Here is a 13345-nt window from a genome sequence, read left to right as displayed (position 1 = left end):
ACTGTTCGAAGGGACCTGGAGCACCGTGACCTACGTGATCGCACTTCCGTGCGTCGATGTCAAAGACCGCGCCTGCATCGACGAGTGCCCGGTCGACTGCATCTACGAAGGCGAGCGCTCGCTCTACATCCACCCGGACGAGTGCGTCGACTGCGGTGCCTGCGAGCCGGTCTGCCCCGTCGAGGCGATCTACTACGAGGACGACCTCCCCGAGGAGTGGTCCGACTACTACAAGGCCAACGTCGAGTTCTTCGACGAGATCGGCTCCCCGGGCGGAGCCGCCAAGGTCGGCGTGATCGCGAAGGACCACCCGGTCATCGCGGCGCTGCCTCCGCAGAGCCACTGAGGCCGCTCCCGTGGCCCTCGGCGCGCTGCCCGACTACCCCTGGGACCTGATGGCGCCCTTCGCCCGCACGGCGGCGGAGCACCCCGGCGGGATCGTCGACCTGTCGATCGGCTCGCCGGTGGACCCGACGCCCGCCCCGATCCGCGACGCGCTCGCCCGCTCGACGGACTCGCACGCGTACCCCACGACCGTAGGCACGCCCGCTCTCCGCGAGGCGATCGCCGCCTGGTACGCGCGGCGGCGCGGAGTCGAGGGCCTCGGGATCGACGAGGTCCTGCCGACGATCGGCTCCAAGGAGCTCGTCGCCTGGCTGCCCTTCCTCCTCGGACTCGGGGAGGGGGACGTGGTCGTGCATCCGCGCGCCGCCTACCCGACGTACGCGATGGGCGCGGCGATCGCCGGCGCCGAGGCGCTCGCCTCCGACGACCCGGCCGAATGGCCCGCGACGACCCGCCTGGTCTGGCTCAACTCTCCCGGCAACCCCGATGGCGCCGTGCTCAACGTGCCCGCCCTGCAGCGCGCCGTCGCGCGTGCCCGTGAGCTGGGGGCCGTGATCGCGGGGGACGAGTGCTACGCCGAGCTCGGCTGGGACGGCCGCTGGGCCGACGAGCCGATCCCGAGCGTCCTCGACCCGCGCGTGGTGGGGGAGGACCGCACCGGGGTCCTCGGCGTCTACTCGCTGAGCAAGCAGTCGAACCTCGCCGGCTACCGCGCCGCCTTCGTCGCCGGGGACGCTGCCCTGATCGCGCGCCTGGTGACCGTCCGCAAGCACGCGGGCATGATCGTGCCCGGTCCGCTGCAGGAGGCGATGATCGTCGCCCTCGCCGACGACGAGCACGTCGCCGCGCAGAAGGAGCGCTACCGCTCCCGCCGCGACCGCCTCCGGCCCGCCCTCGAGTCCGCGGGCTTCCGGATCGACCGCAGCGAGGCCGGCCTCTACCTGTGGGCGACCGAGGGCCGCCCGGCCTGGGAGTCCATCGACCGGCTCGCCCGCCTCGGCGTCCTCGCGGGCCCCGGCGTCTTCTACGGGGAGGGCTTCCCCGAGCACGTGCGCCTCTCGCTGACGGCCTCCGACGAGCGGATCGACGCGGCCGTCGAGCGCCTGTCCGGCGGCCTCTGAGGCGCTCGACCCGGCCGATCCTGGCGGGTTCCGACAAGGCCCTGGCCCCAGCGCTGGGCGATGTCACAGTGCCCCCGCTTTGCCCATAGGCTGTATGTGGTTCGGTCGACGGCGCCTCGCGAGGCCCCGGCTGCACCACGATCCAGACCCGGCGCCGCCCGCTCCGCGCGAGCGCTTCCGGGGTGCGACCGCGACGACCTGGGAGGCGTTGTGACCGAATCCGGCACGCAGAGCGACGGAACCGCGACGGTGGGCTCCGCGGAGCCCGCGACCGGGAGCGCCACGACGCCGCCTCCCGCGCCGGCGGAGCAGGAGCTCCCCGAGAAGGTCACGCTCACCTTCGGCGACCGCACCGCGGACTTCCCGGTCCTGCGCAGCGTCGACGGCTCCTCGAGCATCGACTTCTCGACCCTGTCGAAGCAGACCGGCTTCATGTCGCTCGACTACGGCTTCGTGAACACGGCGGCGACCAAGTCGCAGATCACCTACATCGACGGCGACCAGGGGATCCTCCGCTACCGCGGCTACCCGATCGAGGAGGTGGCCACCAACGCGACCTACCTCGAGGTGGCCTGGCTCCTCATCTACGGCGAGCTGCCGACGGCCGACGAGCTCGCGGGCTTCGACGAGCGCATCCGCCGCCACACGCTCCTCCACGAGGACCTCAAGCGCTTCTTCGACGCGCTCCCGCACAGCGCGCACCCCATGTCGGTGCTCTCGGCCGGAGTCTCGGCCCTGTCGACGTACTACGAGGACAGCTCCAACCCGAAGGATCCGGAGGCGGTGGAGCTCACCACGATCCGCCTCCTGGCGAAGCTGCCCGTGATGGCGGCGTACGCCCACAAGAAGGCGATCGGCCAGGCGTTCCTCTACCCGGACAACTCGCTGAGCTTCGTCGACAACTTCCTCCGCCTCAACTTCGGAACGATGGCCGAGCAGTACCAGGTCGACCCGGTGCTCTCGAAGGCGCTCGACCGCCTCCTGATCCTCCACGAGGACCACGAGCAGAACGCGTCGACGTCGACCGTCCGCCTCGTCGGCTCCACCGAGGCGAACCTCTACGCCTCCGTCTCGGCCGGCATCAACGCCCTGTTCGGCCCTCTGCACGGCGGAGCGAACGAGGCGGTGCTCACCATGCTCGGCCGGATCCGCGAGTCGGGCGAGAGCGTGTCGACGTTCGTCGAGCGGGTGAAGAACAAGGAGGAGGGCGTGCGCCTGATGGGCTTCGGCCACCGGGTGTACAAGAACTACGACCCGCGCGCGAAGCTGGTCAAGGAGAGCGCCTCCGAGGTCCTGCAGGCCCTCGGCGTGAAGGACCCGCTGCTCGACATCGCGATGGAGCTCGAGGCCCTCGCTCTCGAGGACGACTACTTCAAGGAGCGGCGCCTCTACCCGAACGTCGACTTCTACACGGGCGTCATCTACAAGGCGATGGGCTTCCCGACCCGGATGTTCACCGTGCTCTTCGCGATCGGCCGCCTGCCCGGCTGGATCGCCCACTGGCGCGAGATGAACACCGACAAGCAGACCAAGATCGGCCGCCCGCAGCAGCTCTACATGGGGTCACCCGAGCGCCACTGGCCGACCGACCGCTGACCGGTCCCCGAGAGCCCGTCCCCGCCGGGGGCGGGCTCTCGCTGTGCAGCGCACCCGCCTCTCGTCAGCCGTCCGAGGCTCGAACCTCTCCTTCGAGGCGGGACGCAGAGCGGCGTGGTCGCCGCGGACTCGATCAGCACGGTTCGTCCCGGGGTGCCGCCTGCTGGGCCCGGCGGCGCCGGACGCCCGTCCTCAGGCGTGCAGGGCGGCGTTCAGCTCGATGCCGGCGCCGGTGCGGGGGAGGACCTCGACGGCTCCGGTGAGTGAGTTGCGGCGGAAGAGCAGGTTCGGCACGCCCGAGAGCTGCACGGCCTTCACGGTCTGCGGGGCGCCGTCGGCGCGCGGCGCTCCGCCGACCACGACGACCTTGGTGCCGGCGGTCACGTAGAGGCCGGCCTCGACGACGGTGTCGTCGCCGAGGGAGATGCCGATGCCCGAGTTCGCACCCAGCAGCGCCCGCGCGCCGATCGAGACGCGCTGCACTCCTCCGCCCGAGAGGGTGCCCATGATGGACGCGCCGCCGCCGATGTCCGAGCCGTCGCCGACCACGACGCCCTGCGAGATGCGCCCCTCGACCATCGAGCTGCCGAGGGTCCCGGCGTTGAAGTTGACGAAGCCCTCGTGCATCACCGTCGTGCCGGGTGCCAGGTGCGCCCCGAGGCGGACGCGTGAGGTGTCCGCGATGCGCACCTTCGCGGGGGTGACGTAGTCGGTCAGCCGCGGGAACTTGTCGATCCCGGTGGCCTGGATGCCGTGGCGCCGGAGCGAGGGTCGCAGGCGGGTGAACGACTCCGGCGAGACCGGACCGGCGTTCGTCCACACCACGTTCGGCAGGTGGGCGAAGACGCCGTCGAGGTTCACCTCGTTCGGGCGGACCAGGAGGTGCGAGAGCAGGTGCAGCCGCAGGTAGGCGTCGGACGTGGAGGCGGGCGGCGCCTGCACGTCGATCTGCAGCGTGACCACGTCGATGCGGACCTCGCGGCGCGGATCCTCGCCGGCCTGCTCCTCGAACTCCGCCGGCACGATCCAGGGGTCGCGGCCGGCCGGGATGGTGCCGAGGCGCGGCTCCGGGAACCAGGTGTCGAGGACGGTGCCGTCGGCGGCCACGGTGGCGAGCCCGTATCCCCAGGCGGAGGCGGGCGCGGAGGAGTCTGCGGAGTGCTCGAGGGTCATGCCGATCAGGGTAGCGCGGAGCGTCCGGCCGCTACCCTGGGGCGCATGGCCGATCCGACCACCGCCCCTCCGCTCGATCTGCGCACCGATCCGGTCGCCCTGACGCGGATCCTCTGCGACATCCCGTCCGTCTCGGGCGACGAGCTCGAGATCGCGGACGCGGTGCAGTGGGCGCTCGAGCAGTACGACCACCTCGAGGTCATCCGCGACGGTCACACCGTCGTGGCGCGGACGAACCTCGGCCTCGACCAGCGCGTCGTGATCGCCGGGCACCTCGACACGGTGCCGGTCAACGGCAACCTCCCCGTCGTCGCCGAGACGATCGACGGCGTCGAGCACCTGGTCGGCCGCGGGACCGTCGACATGAAGGCCGGAGTGGCGGTGCAGCTCGTCCTCGCCGCCGAGCTCTCCGATCCGGCCGTCGACATCACCTGGATGTGGTACGACAACGAGGAGGTCGCAGCGGACCTCAACGGCCTCGGCCGCCTCTCCCGGCACCGCCCCGACCTCTTCTCCGCCGACTTCGCGGTGCTCGGCGAGCCGACCAGCGGAGCAGTGGAGGGCGGCTGCAACGGGACGCTCCGGGTCGACGTGGTCACCCGAGGCGTCCGCGCCCACTCCGCCCGCAGCTGGGTCGGCGAGAACGCGATCCACGCGGCCGCGCCGATCCTCGACCGCCTCGCCGCCTACGTGCCGCGCGAGGTCGAGGTCGAGGGCCTCGTGTACCGCGAGGGCGTCAACGCCGTGCGCGTCACCGGCGGGGTCGCGGGCAACGTGATCCCGGACCTCTGCACGGTGCAGGTCAACTACCGCTTCGCCCCCGACCGGTCCGGGGAGGAGGCGCTCGCCCACCTCGAGGAGCTCTTCGAGGGGTTCGAGGTGACGGTGGACGATCTGGCCGAGGGCGCCCGCCCGGGGCTGGACGCACCTCTGGCCCAGGCCTTCCTCGCGGCCGTCGGAGCCGAGGCGAAGCCCAAGTACGGCTGGACCGACGTCGCGCGGTTCTCCGCCATGGGCATCCCGGCTGTCAACTACGGACCGGGCGACCCGCTCCGGGCCCACGCCGACGACGAGCGCGTGGCGGTGCACGAGATCACCGAGTGCACCGAGGGCCTCCGCCGCTGGCTGACCGCGTCCTCGTGAGCGCGAGCGCCACGGCCGTCCCCGTCCGCCTCCGCCTGCGCCTGGTCCCGTGGTGGGCGCGGGTCCTCCTGGTGTACATCGCGACCCGCGTGGTCACGACGGTGATCCTGCTGCAGTTCGCCGCGCACCAGCTCGCGAACCCGTGGACCGGACCCTCCCCGTCCTACTCGGCCTTCGCGTCGATGTGGGACGGCCGCTGGTACGAGATCATCGCGGCCACCGGGTACCCCGGCTTCCTGCCGATCACGCAGGACGGCCACGTGGGGGAGAACGCCTGGGCCTTCATGCCGCTCTACCCGGGCGTCGTGAAGGCGCTGATGGCGCTCACCGGCCTCACCTGGGCTCCGGCCGCCGTGACCGTCTCCGTCCTGTGCGGAGCCGGAGCCTGCCTCGTCCTGTACCGCCTCTTCCGGCACTCCCTCGGCGAGTCGCAGTCGCTGACGGCGGTGCTGCTGCTCTGCGTGGCGCCGACCTCGCCGCTGATGCAGCTCGCCTACGCGGAGTCGATGGCGATGCTCCTGACCGCGGTCACGCTCCTCCTCCTGGTGCGGCGCCGCTGGCTCGCGGTCGTGCCCGTCGTGCTGCTGCTGGGCCTGACCCGGCCGAGCGGGCTCGCCTTCGCGGCCGCGCTCGGCCTGTACGTCGTCTACCGGTTCGTCCGGCGCCGCACGGAGCCGTTCCCGCGGTCGGAGTGGCTGCCGGCCGTGGGCCTGACGGCGTGGGGGCTCGTGGTCGGCTTCCTCTGGCCCGCCGTGGCGTGGGCCGTCACCGGGTCGATGACCGCGTACACCGACACCGAGCTGGCGTGGCGTGCGGTCTACATCGGCTACCAGGAGCTGCTCCCGCTGACCCCGTGGTTCCAGGGCGGCGCCTGGTGGGGCTCGTGGTGGTTCGGTGCTCCGGCCGTCGGCGTCGTGCTGGTGGTGCTCCTGCTGGCGGCGTTCGTCGGGATCCTCGCCGCACCGTGGACACGGCGGCTCGATCTCTTCAGCCGGGCCTGGGTCGCCGGGTACGGCGTCTACCTGCTGGCGTTCTTCTTCCCGCAGTCGAGCACCTTCCGGCTGCTGGGCCCGATGTTCCCGCTCGTCGGAGCGCTGGCGGTGCCGCGCTCGCCGGTCTTCCGCGTCGCGCTGGTCCTGCTCGGGATCGGCGGCCAGATCGTCTGGATCTCGATCTGCTGGGCCGTCGCCGGATCGGACTGGACCCCGCCGTGATCGTGCCGAGCGCCCGCCCGGCGCGGTGCTCCTCCGGGGACTCCCGACTCCCGCACGGGTATGCTCGTCGGAATGTCTCCCCTCACGCCAGCCGGTGAGCCGCGACACGCGTCGCCCCTCCTCCGGCCGACCCGCCGGCGAGCCGCGGCGACACCCGCCCGCTCCCCGCTGACGACCCCCTCCGCGACGAACCACGGGCCGCTCGCGTGAGCGCCACCGCGATCGCGCCGGAGACGGAGGACGCCTCTCCGTCCCGCTCCCGCTGGGGTCTGCTCCGGAGGATCCCGTGGTGGATCCAGGTGCTCCTGGTCTTCGCCGTGTCCCGCGTCGTCACGACCGTGATCATGCTCCGTGTCGGCGCCGTGCGTCAGGGCGTCGAGTGGACGGGACTCCGCGACACCTACGTCCGGTTCGCGACGACGTGGGACGGCGGCTGGTACGAGCGGATCGGGATGACGGGGTACCCGTCGGTCCTGCCGCTCTCGCCGTCCGGAGCCGTGGAGCAGAACCCCTGGGCGTTCATGCCCGTCTACCCGTTCACCGTCCGCGGCCTGATGAACATCACCGGGCTCGACTGGGCGAACGCGGCGGTGCTCGTCGCCCTGGTCTGCAGTGCAGCGGCGTGCCTGGTGATCTACCGGCTGTTCCGCGTCTCGCTCAGCGAGGGCCAGGCGCTGATGGGGATCGTCTTCTTCTGCGTCGCTCCGACGTCCCCAGTCCTGCAGATCGGCTACGCGGAGTCCGGCGGCATCCTCCTGACGGCCGTGCTGCTCCTCCTGCTGGTTCGCCGCAAGTGGATCTGGACGTTCCCCGTCGTGCTTATCGTGGGGCTCCTGCGCCCGAGCGGTCTCGCGATCGCGGCGATGACGGGCCTCTACTTCCTCTACCGCGTCTGGCGCCACGTGCGCGGCACCGAGCCGTTCGCCCGCCGGGAGTTCGCCTTCACGGTCTCCCTCACGGTCTGGTCCCTCGCGGTGGGGTTCGCCTGGCTGCTCATCGCCTGGGCGGTCACCGGCTCCTTCACCGCCTACACCGACACCGAGCTCGCCTGGCGCAGCGTCTTCATCGGCGAGGGCGAGCTCATCCCCTTCACCTCCTGGTTCGCCGGCGGGGGCTGGTGGGGAGGCCTCTGGTTCGGCTCGCCGATCACGGGCATGGGCATCACCGTCGTGGTGGTGCTCGGATTCCTGGCGATCCTGTTCTCGCGGGCCACGCGCAGCCTCGACGTCTACTCGCGGCTCTGGGTCGGCGGCTACGCGATCTACCTCTTCGCGTTCTTCTACCCGCAGTCGAGCACGTTCCGCATCCTGATGCCGATGTTCCCGCTGGCCGGGGCGCTCGCGGTGCCGCGGTCGACCCTCCTGAGGGTGTTCGTGGTGGCCGCATCGATCGTCGGGCAGATCGTCTGGGTGCTGCTGTGCTGGGTGTTCACCCCCGGCGACTGGTCCCCGCCGTGATCGGCTGACGCCCGACTTCCGGGCGCGGTTCGGAACACCCCCGCGGATGCACGATAATAGGGGGATACGTCACGAAAGGGGAACTCTATGGCGGCCATGAAGCCGAGGACCGGAGACGGACCGATGGAGGCTGTTAAGGAGGGCCGACTCATCGTCGTGCGCGTTCCGCTCGAAGGAGGCGGACGCCTCGTCGTCTCGGTCAACGATGCAGAGGCGAAAGAGCTGCACGACGCGCTCGCGTCGGTGGTGTCTCCCGCCTGATCCGCACCGTCGTGAACGCCCGTCGCACACCGTGCGGCGGGCGTTCCGTCTGTCCCCGGTCGGCCGCGCTCGTCAGGCGCGGCGCTTGTTGGCCTGCAGCAGGCCGTCGCCGATCGGCGAGAGCACGCTGACCACGGCGGGGGAGGCGCAGACCTCGGCCACCAGCGTGCGGAACGCCGTCGCGATCTCGTCGCGCTGCGCGGGGTTGGCCACGCGTCCGCGCCAGAGCGCGTGGGGGACGAGGACCGTCCCGCCCGGACGGACGAGCCGCAGCGCGTGCTCGACGTTCTCGATGACCTGCAGCGGATCGCCGTCGACGAAGACGATGTCGTAGGAGTTCTCGTTCATCCGGGGCAGCACCTCGAGGGCGCGGCCCGGGATGAGCCGGAGCCGATTCGGCGAGATGCCCGCCTCGTGGAACTGGGCGCGCGCGTGCTGCTGGTGCACCGCCTCGGAGTCGATCGAGGTGAGCATGGCCTCGGGGGCGCCGTCGAGCAGCCACAGGCCGCTCACTCCGGTGCCGGTGCCGATCTCGATGATGGAGGTCGCGCGCGCCGCGGCGGCGACCAGCGCGGCCTGCGCGCCGATCGAGGGGGAGACGGCGTCGATGCCCAGCTCGACCGAGAGCCGGCGGGCCGAGGCGATGGCCTCCGACTCGACGACCGCGTCCTCGGCGTACTTCCAGTTGGCATCCTTGTCGGACACGGGGGCGCTCCTCTGATCGGTGCACCGGGCGGATCGCGCCCGGGCATCGTCAGGGTACGGTGGCGCGCGGGCTCCGCGAGGGAGGCGCGGCGGGTTAGTGTTGTCCTCGTGTTCGGTCTGACGTTCGACAAGCTCCTCATCATCGGGGTCATCGCCGTCTTCGTGCTGGGTCCCGACCGCCTCCCGCACTACGCCGCCCAGCTCGGGCAGCTCGTGCGCAAGGTGCGCGGATTCGCCACGCAGGCCCGGGAGCGCGTCAAGGACGAGATGGGCGACGAGTTCAACGACGTCGACTGGAAGAAGCTCGACCCGCGCCAGTACGACCCCCGCCGCATCATCCGCGACGCCCTGCTCGAGGACGATCCGGCCCCCACCGTGAAGCCGCCCACCGCTGTCGCCGCTCCGGTCGTGCCGGGCGGCACCGGCTCCGCGCAGGACAGCTACTACACGACGATGCAGCGCTCCGTCTCGTCCGGCACGCTCTCGAGCGTCGCGCCGCCGCCGATCGACTCCGAGGCCACCTGAGCCCTGCTCCGCGAGGAGCGCCGGGAGGGCGTCCCGGCCGACGCCGCCCGTACCAAGCCGCGCGGAGGCGTCAGCCGACGGCGAGCGGAAGCCGACGGCCGGTCAGTCCCCGCGGCCGCGCGGCGAGCGTCGCCGCCAGGGCGTCGATCGCCCGGGCAGCAGGATCCTCCGGATCGCCGACGACGACGGGCACCCCCTCGTCGCCCCCCGCCCGCAGCGCGACGGAGATCGGCAGCGACGCGAGCAGCGGTACTTCGTCGCCCGCCGCGGTGAGCCGACGCGCGACCTCGGCCCCGCCTCCGCTGCCGAAGAGCTCCAGCACCGAGCCGTCGGGCTGCGGAAGCCCGGACATGTTCTCGACCACTCCGACGATGCGCTGACCCGACTGGCGTGCGAGCGCTCCACTGCGCTCGGCCACGTCTGCGGCCGCCGGCTGCGGTGTGGTGACGATGAGGACCTCCGCATGCGGGAGCAGCTGCCCGATGGAGATTGCCACGTCCCCCGTGCCGGGAGGCAGATCGAGCAGGAGCACGTCGAGGTCGCCGAAGTACACGTCGGTGAGGAACTGGGAGATCGTGCGGTGCAGCATGGGCCCGCGCCAGGAGACGGCCGCCCCGCGGGTGTCGCCCTCGAGGAACATCCCGATCGAGATGACCTTCACGCCGTGCGCCACCGGCGGCAGCATCAGCTCGCCGACGCGGGTGGGCCCCGCGACGCGCCCGTCGTGCATCAGGCCGAGCAGGCCGGGGATGGAGAAGCCGTGCACGTCGGCGTCCACGAGGCCGACAGCGAGACCCCGCTGAGCGAGGGCGACCGCGAGGTTGGCGGTGACGGTCGACTTGCCGACGCCGCCCTTGCCGCTGGTGACCGCATACACGCGGGTGAGCGAGTCCGGGCCGAAGGGCATGCTCCGGCGCCCGCCTTGGAGACGCTCGGTGAGGGCGGTGCGCTGCGCCGGCGTCATGACTCCGACCACGACGTCGACCGCCGTGACTCCGGGAGCCGAGGCCGCGGCCTCGCGCACGTCGCGCTCGATCGCGGAGGCGGCCGGGCAGCCGACGATGGTCAGCCGGATCGCGACGCGGACGGCTCCGTCGGCCCCCGCCTCGACCGACTCGAGCATGTCGAGCTCGGTGATGGGCTTCCGGATCTCCGGATCGACGACGCGGGCCAGCGCCGTCCTGACGGCGGTCTCGATGGCGGCGACGTCAGGCATCGCGCCGCTCGGGCTCCTGCGCCCGATCCTTCTCGAGCTCCTCGAGCAGGCCGCGCAGCTCCGAGCGGATGAAGTCCTTGCTCGCCATGTCGCGGATCGCCAGGCGCAGGGCCACGACCTCGCGCGCGAGGTACTCGGTGTCCGCGAGGTTGCGCTCGGCCCGCTGACGGTCCTGCTCGATCTGCACGCGGTCGCGGTCGTCCTGGCGGTTCTGCGCGAGCAGCAGCAGCGGCGCGGCGTAGGAGGCCTGCAGCGAGAGGATCAGCGTCAGCACCGTGAAGCCGAGGGCCTGCGAGTCGAAGCGCGCGTCCGCGGGCCCGTAGGTGTTGAACATCAGCCAGAAGACGCAGAAGATCGTCATCCCGACCAGGAACCACGGCGTGCCCATGCCGCGGGCGAACGACTCGGTCAGGCGGCCGAAGCGGTCGCTGCTCGGGCGGTTCCGTCGGGAGAGGACGCGGGTGCGCAAGCCCTTCGGAGCGTCCAGGCGCCGGTCCTGCTTGGTGTCCCTAGCCACGCGCGCCCCTCCGTCCCCGTCGTGTCCTGCCTGTCGCCGCGGGTGCCGGCGGCACGAGCGGGACGCCCTGCGTCGCCGTCGTCACCGGCTTCCTCGGTTCGTCGTCGTCGCCGTGGCTGCGCCAGTCGTCGGGGAGGAGGTAGTCGAGGACGTCGTCGATGGTCACGACGCCGACGAGGCGGTGGGACGCGTCGACGACGGGCACCGAGACGAGGTTGTAGCTGGCCAGGATCCGGGCGACCTCGGCCGCCGAGGTCTCGGGCGTGATCGGGTCCATGCTCTGGTCGAGCAGGGTGCCGAGGCGCTCGTGCGGCGGGTAGCGGAGCATCCGCTGGAAGTGCACCATGCCGAGGAAGCGGCCGGTCGGCGGCTCGTAGGGCGGCAGTGTGACGCAGACGGCGGCGCCGAGGGCCGGGGCGAGCTCGTGGCGGCGGATGAGGGCGAGACCCTCGGCGACGGTCGCCTCGGAGGAGACGATGATCGGCTCCGTGGTCATCAGACCGCCGGCGGACTCCGGAGCGTAGGTGAGGAGCATGCGGACGTCGTCCGCCTCCTCGGGCTCCATCAGCTCCAGGAGCGCCTCGCCGCGCTCCTCCGAGAGCTGGGCGATCAGGTCGGCCGCGTCGTCCGGCTGCATCTGGTCGAGGACGTCGGCGGCGCGGTCGTCGTCGAGCCGGCCGAGGATCTCGACCTGCTCGCTCTCGGGCATCTCCTCGAGCACGTCCGCGAGGCGGTCGTCCGAGAGCTCGCCGGCGACCTCGAGCATCCGCTGCTGCGGCAGGTCGAGGAGCGTGCTGGCGAGGTCGGCGGGCTTGAGCTCGGAGAGGCTGGCGACGTACTGCTCGGCGGACTGCGCCTCGGTCGAGACGCTCTCGCGGACCTCGCGCCAGCCGGCGAAGGCGGTCGCGCCCTTGGCGAAGGGGGAGGGGCTGGTCTTGGGCCGGCGGACGAAGAGCTGCGCGAGCTCCCACTCGCCGGGAGCGGCCTCCTCGATCGCGACGTCCTCGACGACCGCGTCACCGGAGCCGTCCACGAAGCTCACCCGGCGGCCGAGGAGCTCGGCGATGACGCGGACCTCGCCGCCCCGCTGCTCGAAGCGGCGCACGTTGATCAGCCCGGTGGTGATGATCTGGCCGCTGCCGATGCTGGTGACCCGGCCGATCGACACGAAGACGCGACGGCGCCCGGGGATCTCGACCACCAGGCCGACCACCCGCGGGGCGTCGTTCTGCCGGTAGACCAGGAGCACGTCGCGGACCTTGCCGACGCGATCGCCGGCCGGGTCGAAGACACTGCATCCGGCCAAGCGCGCGACGAAGACTCTGGCGGAACTCACGGCTACAAACCTAGTCCCGTGCAGCCGGGCGGACGCCGAGCGTTCCCGGCTCGCCCTCGGCCGGTTCTCCGAATCCGTTCAGAGACCTTCAAGTGGCCTGTGCGATTCTGTCCGGGTGACTCAGCAGACGCCGTTCAGCGGCCGAGGGCCGGCCTTCCCCACGATCCCGCGCGGGGAGATCCTCGCCACGTTCGACACGTACCAGGAGGCGCAGGCCGCCGTCGACGTGCTCGCCCGCGCCGACTTCCCGGTGCGCCAGCTCGCCATCATCGGCAACGAGCTCAAGAGCGTCGAGCGGGTGACCGGCAAGCTCACCTGGGGCCGCGTCGCCCTCGCCGGAGCGGCCTCCGGCGCCTGGCTCGGTGTCTTCCTGGGCCTCCTGCTCATCATCTTCTCGCCGACGACGGAGTTCTCCTTCCTCATCGCGGCGGTCCTCCTCGGCGCCGGCTTCGGGATGCTCTTCGGGCTCGCCTCCTACGCCGTGAACCGCCGCCGTCGCGACTTCACCTCGACCATGCAGGTGATCGCGACCAGCTACTCCGTGCTCGTGGACCCCGAGGTGGTCAACCGCGCGCGCAACCTGCTCGACGGCGGCACCTCCCCGGCGGAGGCGCCGCAGACGGCCTGGGCTCCGCCGCCCGCTGCGATCGGCGACCCGCAGCCGCAGCCCGTCCGCCCCGAGGACGACCCGCGCTGACGATCCTCCACGAAGGTCCCCGGCCCGCCGGGGGCCTTC

General features: G+C 72.0%; 14 protein-coding genes. 9 read left to right on the top strand and 5 right to left on the bottom strand.

Going from position 1 to position 13345, the window contains the following annotated elements; all coding sequences use genetic code 11:
- Positions 1-25 precede the first annotated feature (25 nt).
- The 3 genes from fdxA (at position 26) to C5B92_RS00905 (ending at position 3062) form a co-directional block, all read left to right on the top strand.
- Positions 26-346 carry a ferredoxin gene (gene fdxA, locus C5B92_RS00915; RefSeq protein WP_104222984.1) on the top strand — a complete coding sequence of 107 codons (321 nt, stop codon included), beginning with the start codon at positions 26-28 and terminating at the stop codon, positions 344-346.
- A 10-nt stretch (positions 347-356) separates the two neighbouring features.
- Positions 357-1466 (top strand): succinyldiaminopimelate transaminase, encoded by a 1110-nt coding sequence (gene dapC / locus C5B92_RS00910; RefSeq protein ID WP_104349990.1) that lies wholly within the window; start codon positions 357-359, stop codon positions 1464-1466.
- Between the two features lie 210 nt (positions 1467-1676).
- Positions 1677-3062 carry a citrate synthase gene (locus tag C5B92_RS00905; protein WP_258061197.1) on the top strand — a complete coding sequence of 462 codons (1386 nt, stop codon included), beginning with the start codon at positions 1677-1679 and terminating at the stop codon, positions 3060-3062.
- A 192-nt stretch (positions 3063-3254) separates the two neighbouring features.
- Here the strand turns inward: C5B92_RS00905 and dapD are convergent, their stop codons facing one another.
- On the bottom strand, positions 3255-4235 hold the full coding sequence (dapD, locus tag C5B92_RS00900; RefSeq protein WP_104232738.1) for a 2,3,4,5-tetrahydropyridine-2,6-dicarboxylate N-succinyltransferase: 981 nt from the start codon (positions 4233-4235) through the stop codon (positions 3255-3257).
- Positions 4236-4280: 45 nt separating this feature from the next.
- Here dapD and dapE point away from each other — a divergent pair, with 45 nt between their 5' ends.
- The 4 genes from dapE to C5B92_RS00880 all read left to right on the top strand — a co-directional run bounded on the left by dapE (position 4281) and on the right by C5B92_RS00880 (position 8310).
- Positions 4281-5378, top strand: coding sequence for a succinyl-diaminopimelate desuccinylase (gene dapE / locus C5B92_RS00895; RefSeq protein WP_104255079.1), 1098 nt, complete (start codon positions 4281-4283; stop codon positions 5376-5378).
- The gene (locus C5B92_RS00890) at positions 5375-6592 is read left to right on the top strand and encodes a hypothetical protein (RefSeq protein ID WP_258061196.1); all 1218 of its coding nucleotides are present in this window, start codon (positions 5375-5377) and stop codon (positions 6590-6592) included. Before dapE ends, C5B92_RS00890 begins: the two co-directional genes overlap by 4 nt.
- Positions 6593-6798: 206 nt before the next feature.
- Complete coding sequence (locus C5B92_RS00885) at positions 6799-8049, top strand: hypothetical protein (RefSeq protein ID WP_104255078.1); 1251 nt, start codon at positions 6799-6801, stop codon at positions 8047-8049.
- Positions 8050-8136: 87 nt separating this feature from the next.
- Positions 8137-8310: a DUF3117 domain-containing protein gene (locus tag C5B92_RS00880; RefSeq protein WP_068208299.1), complete on the top strand. Its 174-nt coding sequence runs from the start codon at positions 8137-8139 to the stop codon at positions 8308-8310.
- 72 nt (positions 8311-8382) lie between these two features.
- Here the strand turns inward: C5B92_RS00880 and C5B92_RS00875 are convergent, their stop codons facing one another.
- Complete coding sequence (locus C5B92_RS00875) at positions 8383-9015, bottom strand: O-methyltransferase (RefSeq protein ID WP_104222989.1); 633 nt, start codon at positions 9013-9015, stop codon at positions 8383-8385.
- 108 nt (positions 9016-9123) lie between these two features.
- On the opposite strand from C5B92_RS00875, the gene C5B92_RS00870 reads away from it, so the two are divergent.
- On the top strand, positions 9124-9540 hold the full coding sequence (locus C5B92_RS00870; protein ID WP_146076468.1) for a twin-arginine translocase TatA/TatE family subunit: 417 nt from the start codon (positions 9124-9126) through the stop codon (positions 9538-9540).
- Positions 9541-9610: 70 nt separating this feature from the next.
- Here C5B92_RS00870 and C5B92_RS00865 read toward each other — a convergent pair whose 3' ends face one another.
- From C5B92_RS00865 to C5B92_RS00855, 3 genes are read right to left on the bottom strand one after another with little or no spacing between them, the layout of a single operon-like run.
- Complete coding sequence (locus C5B92_RS00865; protein WP_104349989.1) at positions 9611-10756, bottom strand: Mrp/NBP35 family ATP-binding protein; 1146 nt, start codon at positions 10754-10756, stop codon at positions 9611-9613.
- Positions 10749-11273: a DUF1003 domain-containing protein gene (locus C5B92_RS00860; protein WP_104222991.1), complete on the bottom strand. Its 525-nt coding sequence runs from the start codon at positions 11271-11273 to the stop codon at positions 10749-10751. The genes C5B92_RS00865 and C5B92_RS00860 overlap by 8 nt, the downstream gene beginning before the upstream one ends.
- Positions 11266-12609 carry a magnesium transporter MgtE N-terminal domain-containing protein gene (locus C5B92_RS00855; protein ID WP_104225554.1) on the bottom strand — a complete coding sequence of 448 codons (1344 nt, stop codon included), beginning with the start codon at positions 12607-12609 and terminating at the stop codon, positions 11266-11268. The genes C5B92_RS00860 and C5B92_RS00855 overlap by 8 nt, the downstream gene beginning before the upstream one ends.
- Before the next feature lie 115 nt (positions 12610-12724).
- On the opposite strand from C5B92_RS00855, the gene C5B92_RS00850 reads away from it, so the two are divergent.
- Positions 12725-13306, top strand: a complete 582-nt coding sequence (locus C5B92_RS00850) for a general stress protein (protein ID WP_244230618.1) — start codon at positions 12725-12727, stop codon at positions 13304-13306.
- Positions 13307-13345 lie beyond the last annotated feature (39 nt).

The organism is Rathayibacter sp. AY1A4, from assembly GCF_002930955.1.
Lineage (GTDB): Bacteria > Actinomycetota > Actinomycetes > Actinomycetales > Microbacteriaceae > Rathayibacter.
This window is presented reverse-complemented; position numbering and strand designations above follow the sequence as displayed.

Coding starts and splice junctions, on each gene's coding strand:
- dapE (WP_104255079.1), top strand. CDS start 4,281: ATGGCCGATCCGACCACCGCCCCTCCGCTCGATCTGCGCACCGATCCG.
- C5B92_RS00880 (WP_068208299.1), top strand. CDS start 8,137: ATGGCGGCCATGAAGCCGAGGACCGGAGACGGACCGATGGAGGCTGTT.
- C5B92_RS00865 (WP_104349989.1), bottom strand. CDS start 10,756: ATGCCTGACGTCGCCGCCATCGAGACCGCCGTCAGGACGGCGCTGGCC.
- dapD (WP_104232738.1), bottom strand. CDS start 4,235: ATGACCCTCGAGCACTCCGCAGACTCCTCCGCGCCCGCCTCCGCCTGG.